The 7,969-nt window shown below is 62.8% G+C and carries 5 protein-coding genes and 1 pseudogene; 5 read left to right on the top strand and 1 reads right to left on the bottom strand.

What is annotated here, in order from left to right; translation table 11 throughout:
- The first annotated feature begins 139 nt into the window (after positions 1-139).
- Positions 140-1,027, top strand: coding sequence for a nucleoside triphosphate pyrophosphohydrolase (gene mazG, locus NE591_RS11365; RefSeq protein ID WP_256156697.1), 888 nt, complete (start codon positions 140-142; stop codon positions 1,025-1,027).
- Between the two features lie 40 nt (positions 1,028-1,067).
- Here mazG and NE591_RS11370 read toward each other — a convergent pair whose 3' ends face one another.
- Complete coding sequence (locus tag NE591_RS11370) at positions 1,068-2,696, bottom strand: amidohydrolase (RefSeq protein ID WP_256156698.1); 1,629 nt, start codon at positions 2,694-2,696, stop codon at positions 1,068-1,070.
- A 742-nt stretch (positions 2,697-3,438) separates the two neighbouring features.
- Between NE591_RS11370 and arcA the strand changes: the two genes are divergently transcribed.
- The 4 genes and pseudogenes from arcA to NE591_RS11390 form a co-directional block, all read left to right on the top strand.
- Positions 3,439-4,662 carry an arginine deiminase gene (gene arcA, locus NE591_RS11375; protein ID WP_256156699.1) on the top strand — a complete coding sequence of 408 codons (1,224 nt, stop codon included), beginning with the start codon at positions 3,439-3,441 and terminating at the stop codon, positions 4,660-4,662.
- A gap of 158 nt (positions 4,663-4,820) precedes the next feature.
- Positions 4,821-5,819, top strand: a complete 999-nt coding sequence (gene argF, locus NE591_RS11380; protein WP_022739235.1) for an ornithine carbamoyltransferase — start codon at positions 4,821-4,823, stop codon at positions 5,817-5,819.
- Positions 5,820-6,121: 302 nt separating this feature from the next.
- The gene (gene arcC / locus NE591_RS11385) at positions 6,122-7,078 is read left to right on the top strand and encodes a carbamate kinase (protein ID WP_022739236.1); all 957 of its coding nucleotides are present in this window, start codon (positions 6,122-6,124) and stop codon (positions 7,076-7,078) included.
- A gap of 302 nt (positions 7,079-7,380) precedes the next feature.
- Positions 7,381-7,969: pseudogene (locus NE591_RS11390) on the top strand (serine/threonine protein kinase); the annotation flags it as partial.

Consider the following 7,969-nt stretch of genomic DNA (forward strand, 5'->3'; position numbering starts at 1 on the left):
AGCTCGAATGCGGCTGCTCAAGCTTCTTGAGAAACTGCGAAAAAGGGGAGGGAAGGCGCTGTTCGAAGACGTTGGACGGGCACGCGAAAGCAGGAGCGCTATAATGCTGCGGAAACCTGCAATCGAAGGGAGCAATACTGTGACTGAGAAGCTGGTAGCCGAGGTGCAGCCGACCGAGCACCCCGCCTTCAACGAGTTCGTGGCCACCATCGAGGCGCTGCGCTCGCCGGACGGGTGCCCCTGGGACAAGGAGCAGACCCACAAGAGCATTTCCGGCAACATGGTGGAGGAGGCTTACGAGGCCGTGGATGCCATCGAGGCCGACGACGTGCCGCACATGCGCGAAGAACTCGGCGACGTGCTGCTTCAGGTGGTGCTGCAGTCGCAGATTGCCGCGGACGCTGGTGAGTTCACCATCGACGACGTGTGCCGCGACGTGAACGCGAAGATCGTGCGGCGACATCCCCATGTGTTCGGTGACGTGGTGGCCGGCGACGCCAACGAGGTGCTGGACGTGTGGGATCAGATAAAGATGGCCGAGAAGGAGTCCGCCGATGCCGCGGCCGACGTGCCCCAGGGGCTGCTCGACGGCGTGCCGAAGAGCTTCCCGGCGTTGAAGCAGGCGCAGAAGATCTCGCGGAAGGCGGCCTCGGCCGGTTTCGAGTGGGAAACGGTGGACGACGTGTGGGCCAAGGTGGACGAGGAGGTCGCCGAGCTTAAGGCCGCCTACGCCGCCGCGCCGAAGTCCGCGAACGGCAAAGTGGATGCCGCCGCCGATCCCGCGGCTGCCGCGGCGGTGGAACTGGAGATGGGCGACGTGCTGTTCTCGCTCGTGAACGTAGCCCGCAAGATGGGCGTCCAGGCCGAGGAGGCCCTGCGCGCCACCTGCGGCAAGTTCCGCGTCCGCTGGGCTTTCATGGAAGGCGCCGCCGCCGGAGGTGGCCGCCGCGTGGAAGACCTCTCCATGGAGGAAATGGAAGAGCTCTGGCAGCTTTCGAAAGTGCTTGAGGGCGATAGCCTAGGCTAAAATACGGAATCGGCGCATTTTAGCCTAAAGAGGCGTGATCTTATCGCTCGTACGCCTTCTTGCCGGCGACGTAGGTGGCTTGTACCTTTGCCTGCTGCAGGTCGTCGGGAGCCAGCTTGAAGGGGTTGGGGGAGAGTACCGTTATGTCGGCGAACATGCCCGGGGCTAGCTGCCCCAGCTCGTCGGCGCGCTGGGCGGCGGCGGCGCTGCCGGCGGTGTAGGCGCGCAGGGCCTCGGCCAGGGTGATGCGCTCCTCGGGTAGCCAGCCCCCGCACGGCTCGTGGGTGTCGGCGTCGCGGCGGGTGACGGCGGTGTAGACGGCGTCGATGGGGTCGATGTCGGTAACGGGGGAGTCGGTGCCGAAGGCCAGGGTGGCGCCGGAATCGAGCAGGGCGCGGAAGGGCCACATATAAGGGACGCGCTCGGGGCCCAAATCACGCTCCGGGCCGCCGGGATCCAGGGTGATGTGGCGTGGCTGCACGCTGGCGATGACGTCCGCCCGCGCGATGCGCGCGATGTCGTCGGGCTGGAAGTTCTCCAAATGCTCGATGGTGTGATGGGCGGGGGAGGCCACCGGGTGGGCTTCGAAGATATCGAGGCAGCGGTGGATGGCCTCGTCGCCGATGGCGTGGATGCGCACGGGCGATCCCTCGTTCGCGGCCGGAGCCACCAGCGCCTCCATCACTTCGGCAGCCACGGTGGGGCGCCCGCAGTCGCCCTCGAAGCGAGCGTTGGTGTAGGGGTCGTGAACCCAGGCGGTGTGCTGGCTGGAAACGCCGTCGAAGAACTGCTTGAAGCCCTGAGCCGAAAGGAGCGGGCCCGTGTGGGCGGCCTGCAGGGCGGCCAGACGGCTGCGGTCTTCCAAAAGCGTGGGGAACATGGACACGCGCACGGTGAGCTCGCCGGCCTCTTCCAAGGCGCCGAACAGGTCGTCGCGCACGAAATCGAGGCCCGGCATCGCCATGAGCGACACGTCGCACACGCCCGTGATGCCGTGCTCGTTCAGATAACGCTCGAAGGAGCGGTAGGCGTCCAACAGCTCCTCGCGCGAGAATTCCGCCACGATGCGCGGCATGAGCTCCATGGCTGCCGCCTCGCGCACAATGCCCGTAAGGTGCCCGTCGGCGTCTTTGTCGTAGCTCCCGCCTGCGGGCGGCTCGCTTTCCTCCGTGATGCCCAAGCGTTCCAGCGCGCAGCTGTTCAGCCACAGGGTGTGGGCGTCGCCGGAGTACATGGCCACGGGTCGGTCGGGGTAGGCAGCATCCAGCGACGCGCGGCTCGGCATGCCGGCCGGGTTCCACAAGTAGTCGCGCCAGCCCTGGGTGAGCAGCCACGAGCCGGCCGGTCGCCGTGCGGCCAAGGGCGCCAGGCGCGCTACCGCGTCGGCCTCGTTCTCGCCCACGAAGCGCTCAGCCAGAGGGGAGAGGTACAGCGCGGAGTGGAAGTAATGAAGATGGGCGTCGTGGAAGCCCGGCATCACGAGAGCGTTTCCGTAGTCGACGACTTCGGTATCGGTGCCGCGCAGATGCTCGGGCAGGACTTCAAGAGGGCCGGCCCACAAAACGCGGTCGCCCCCGATGGCCACGGCTCCGGGCGCGGGCTCGTCGTCGGCACCGGTAAACAAGGCAGAGGTAACGAGGATTCGATCAGCGGGGCGGGGAGTTGCCATGGTGCGTCTCCTTCCGAAGGCGAGCGTGTGGGGTGGCCGAGCGACTCGCAAGGGCGACTCGGTTTCTCAGGTGCAGTATACGCCTTGAAGTAAAATTGTTCATCTGCACTACGAAAAATGAGGGTTTGAACTGAAAAAAGATGAGGGCAGAAGAGGCCGAATGATGCACGCTCTACTAATTGACAAAGTAGATTATGGAGCCAATAAGAGTGCATTAAACATGGCCAAATGAGAAAAACATGACTTTTAGCTGGTAAAACACCTCAGATAAGCCGCCTTCCAGGCTCAAGCGCGACCAAGGGAGAGGCTGTGCTATCTTATGCATTCGTGAAATTTGATTGAATCCCTAAACGATTGGAACTTTTTTATTGCATGTGAACAAAAATGATGATACTTTAGGTTCATCGACGAATTGCGACCTCGGCTGTAATTGTTAGGGGGTCGAAAAGCAAAGCACCGTCGATGCGCAAGGAAGGCATCCGATGCAAAAGCTTCGGGTCGCACGCTTGACCTGGGGCGAAGGAGACGTAGCAAGGGGCGTTTACTAAGGGTGTAAGGCTGGCAGAGGGTTGGTAATGACAAGTTAAACCCTCATCTAATACCACTTTACCTCTTCCCCCTGGCCCGGATTCTGAGACATTAGATGCATCCATCGCGCCGACCGCGATGGGCTGAGGGTGGCATTCGCCCGCAGCTTCTCAACTATGATGGCGGACTTCAAGCCGCCGGATTGGAGAGTCACATGCAAGGAGTAAACGTCAAGAGCGAAATCGGCAACCTCAAGAAGGTCATCCTTCACCGCCCCGGCGACGAGCTGCTGAACCTCACCCCCAATACGCTTGAGGAGCTCTTGTTCGACGACATCCCGTTCCTCCCCGTGGCCCAGGAGGAGCATGACGCCTTCGCGAGCATCCTTCGCGGCGAGGGCGTGGAAGTGGTTTATTTGGAGGACCTCATGGCCGAGGTTCTGGACGCCAAGCCCGAGCTGCGCCAGCAGTTCCTCGATCAGTGGATCTATGAGGCCGGCATCCGCACCGACATGTACCACGACATCATCACCGACTACATCAACTCCAATTACGCGGGCACCAAGGACATGGTCATGAAGACCATGGCGGGCATCAACCTGCAGGAGCTGCCCCAGAAGGACACCCACCTTTTGGTGGACATGGTGTCCGACCGCTGCAAGCTCGTGTGCGCTCCGATGCCGAACCTGTACTTCACCCGCGACCCGTTCGCGATGATCGGCAACGGCGTGTCCATCAACCGCATGTACTCGGTGACGCGCAACCGCGAGACCATCTACGGTGACTACATCTTCAAGTATCATCCGGACTTCGCCGGCACGCCGACCTACTACGATCGCAACGACACCTTCCACATCGAGGGCGGCGACATCCTGAACATCAACGAGCACGTGCTGGCCATCGGCATCTCCCAGCGCACCGAGCCCGACGCCATCGACGCCATCGCCCACAACGTGTTCAACGATGAGACCTCGACCATCGACACGATTCTGGCCTTCAACATCCCGTCCTCCCGCGCCTTCATGCACCTGGACACGGTGTTCACCCAGATCGACTACGACAAGTTCACCATCCATCCCGGCATCATGGGCCCGCTGACCGTGTTCGAGATCACCCCGGACGGCAAGGGCGGCACGAAGATCCGCGAGCGCAACGAGGATCTCGAGAAGGTGCTCTCCGAGTACGTCGGCCAGCCGGTGAAGCTCATCCCCTGCGGCGGCGGCGACCGCATCGCGGCCGAGCGCGAGCAGTGGAACGACGGCTCCAACACGCTCTGCGTCCGTCCCGGCACCGTGGTGGTCTATCAGCGCAACAACGTCACCAACGACGTGCTGTACAAGCAGGGCATCAACTGCCTGGAGATGCCCTCGGCCGAGCTCTCCCGCGGCCGTGGCGGCCCGCGCTGCATGTCCATGCCGGCCTGGCGCGAGGCTCTGTAAGCCGCAAGGCGCCCGCTCCGTCAAGGAGCACTCTTACGTCCGTCTTTTCCGGCCCAGTCTAGCCAGCCAGCGCTGGGCCGTAAAAGAGGCGCGGGTTCCCCGGTTCTCGGGGGCCCCGCGCGATACAAATGTCTCTTTCAAGGGAAAGGAAACAGAACATGCCTATCAATCTCAGCGGTCGTCCGTTCCTCCGCCTGCTCGACTTCTCCACCGAGGAGATCGAGTACCTGCTGAAGCTCTCCAAGAACTTCAAGGATCTCAAGCGCACCGGCACCCCGCACCGCTACCTCGAGGGCAAGAACATCGTGCTGCTGTTCCAGAAGACCTCCACGCGCACCCGCTGCGCCTTCGAGGTCGGCGCCATGGACCTCGGCATGGGCGTGACCTACCTTGATCCGGGCAGCTCCCAGATGGGCAAGAAGGAGTCCATCGAGGACACCGCCCGCGTGCTCGGCCGCTTCTACGACGGCATCGAGTTCCGCGGCTTCGCCCAGACCGACGTGGAGGATCTGGCCGAGAACGCCGGCGTGCCCGTGTGGAACGGTCTGACCACCGAGTGGCATCCCACCCAGATGCTCGCCGACATCCTCACCGTGCAGGAGAACTTCAACTACGACATCAAGGGCAAGACCCTCGTGTTCATGGGCGACGCCGCCAACAACGTGGCCCGCTCGCTGATGGTCGTGTGCTCCAAGCTCGGCATGAACTTCGTGGCTTGCGGCCCGAAGGAGAACATGCCCGACGCCGAGCTCGTGAAGACCTGCGAGGCCATCGCTGCCGAGAACGGCTGCACCGTGAAGTGCACCGATGACGTGAAGGACGCCTGCACCGGCGCCGACGTCATCTACACCGACGTGTGGGTGTCCATGGGCGAGCCCGACGAGGTGTGGGCCGAGCGCATCAAGCATCTCGAGAAGTTCCGCGTGACCAAGGAAGTCATGGCCATGGCCAACCCCGACGCCATCTTCCTGCACTGCCTGCCGGCCTTCCACGACACCAACACCACCATCGGTGCTGACATCGCCGAGCGCTTCGGCGTCACCGAGATGGAAGTGGAGGACGAGGTGTTCGAGTCCAAGGCCTCCAAGGTCTTCGACGAGGCCGAGAACCGCATGCACACCATCAAGGCCGTCATGTACGCCACCCTCTGCGGCTAATTGCGGCAGGATCCATTCCGTAGGGGGCGACCGCGATCGCCCCTCTGCAAGCGAGGTTGACTTGCGAGCGAAGGGCTGACCAAGGTCAGCCCCTACGGAGGGGTTTTCGGGGGGTGGTTCCTTCTCGGAGTCACCCCCTACGATTTGACAACGGAATGCTTCTGCGCGGCGTCGTCATCGCCCTGAAACCTAGAATCACATCCGTTGCATGTTATGTTCCGTTTGGAACCGCAGTCTCGTCTCTCTTACATGCAACCTAGAAGCGAGATTGGCTGGTTCACCGAAAGATTGAGGTGAAATCTATGGCTTACGAAAAGGGCAACGGCAAGACCGCTGTCATCGCCCTGGGCGGCAACGCCCTCGGCAACACCCCGCAGGAGCAGCTCGAGCTCGTGCAGAACACCGCCAAGCACATCGTGGACATGATCCAGGACGGCACCAACGTCGTCGTCTCCCACGGCAACGGCCCGCAGGTCGGCATGATCAACAACGCCTTCGCCTACGCGGCGGCCAACGACGACAAGACCCCGGACATGCCCTTCCCCGAGGCCGGCGCCATGTCCCAGGGCTACATCGGCTACCAGCTGTCCCAGGCCATCCTGAACGACCTGAAGTCCCGCGACATCATGCGCTCGACCGCCTGCATCGTGACCCAGACCGTCGTCGACGAGGACGACCCCGCGTTCCAGAACCCCACCAAGCCCGTGGGCGCGTTCATGGACGAGGAGACCGCCAAGGCCAAGGCCGAGGCCATGGGCATCACCGTCAAGGAGGACGCCGGCCGCGGCTGGCGCCAGGTGGTCGCCTCCCCGATCCCCAAGCGCATCGTGGAGTTCGACGCCGTGCGCGACCTGGTGGAGGACGGCTACGTGGTCGTGTCCACCGGCGGCGGCGGGGTGCCGGTCTTCGAGACCGAGAACGGCTACGTCGGGACCCCCGCGGTCATCGACAAGGACCGCTCCAGCGCCCTCATGGCCGCCGAGCTCGGTGCCGACATGCTGATCATCCTGACCGCCGTGGAGAAGGTGTGCATCAACTTCAACACGCCCGAGCAGGAGCAGATCTCCGAGATGACCGTGTCCCAGGCCCGCGAGTACATCGCCCAGGGCCAGTTCGCCCCCGGCTCGATGCTCCCGAAGGTCGAGGCCTGCATCGAGTACGTCGAGGCCTACCCGGAGGGCAAGGCGCTCATCACGTCGCTCGAGTGCGCGGCCGCCGGCCTGCGCGGCGAGACGGGCACCGTCATCGTCGCCGACTAGGCACCGATGCGCAACCTGTCAGGGGGAGTGCGATAGGCGCCCCTTGACATTAACTTAATGTATTAAAAGAGCGCGTTCTCCGCGAAGGTGGAGAACGCGCTCTTCCTATTCTGCTCGTATGCACAACAGGTCAACAAAAAAATAGTTGCTCAACTGGGAAATTTTTTCTTGCAGGTGAACAAAAATGGTGCTATATTGAACCCATCGATAAAGCCGACCGATCAGCTCATCGGTTTTGTCGATAGTAATTATTCCTCATCGTCGCGAGCACGGTTAAGGCGTGCTCAAGAAAGGAATGAACCATGGCTAAAATCGTCAGCTCTTGGAACGACTGGGATCCGCTGAAGCGCGTCATCGTCGGCCGCTGCGACAACTCCGTCATCCCGCCGGAGGAGCCCGCCACCTCTGAGAAGGTGCCCGTCGATTCCGAGATGCGCGGCATGTGGGGCCTCCGTCCGCTGGAGACCGTCGAGCGCGGCAACGAGTGCCTCGAGAACCTCGTGAAGATCCTCGAGGACCGCGGCGTCGTCGTCGACCGCCCGACCCCGCTGCAGTGGAACCAGGCCATCGGCACGCCGGACTTCCGCAACGACTCCATGATGACCTGCATGCCTCCGCGCGACATCCTGCTGACCATCGGCAACGAGATCATGGCCGCCGCCAACTCCTTCCGCTGCCGCTACTTCGAGTACCTGGCCTACTGGCCGCTCATGGAGGAGTACTTCGAGCAGGATCCCGACTTCAAGTGGACCCAGGCCCCCCGTCCGCGCCTGACCGACCGCTCCTACAAGCACAACTACTACGACGAGAAGATCACCCTTGAGGAGCGCCTGGTGCGCACCGCCAACAAGGACTTCGTGACCACCGAGGTCGAGCCGATGTGGGACGCCG

Source organism: Adlercreutzia sp. DFI.6.23 (genome assembly GCF_024462535.1).
GTDB classification, from domain to species: Bacteria; Actinomycetota; Coriobacteriia; order Coriobacteriales; family Eggerthellaceae; genus Adlercreutzia; species Adlercreutzia rubneri.

Coding starts and splice junctions, on each gene's coding strand:
- arcC (WP_022739236.1), top strand. CDS start 6,122: ATGGCTTACGAAAAGGGCAACGGCAAGACCGCTGTCATCGCCCTGGGC.
- argF (WP_022739235.1), top strand. CDS start 4,821: ATGCCTATCAATCTCAGCGGTCGTCCGTTCCTCCGCCTGCTCGACTTC.
- arcA (WP_256156699.1), top strand. CDS start 3,439: ATGCAAGGAGTAAACGTCAAGAGCGAAATCGGCAACCTCAAGAAGGTC.
- NE591_RS11370 (WP_256156698.1), bottom strand. CDS start 2,696: ATGGCAACTCCCCGCCCCGCTGATCGAATCCTCGTTACCTCTGCCTTG.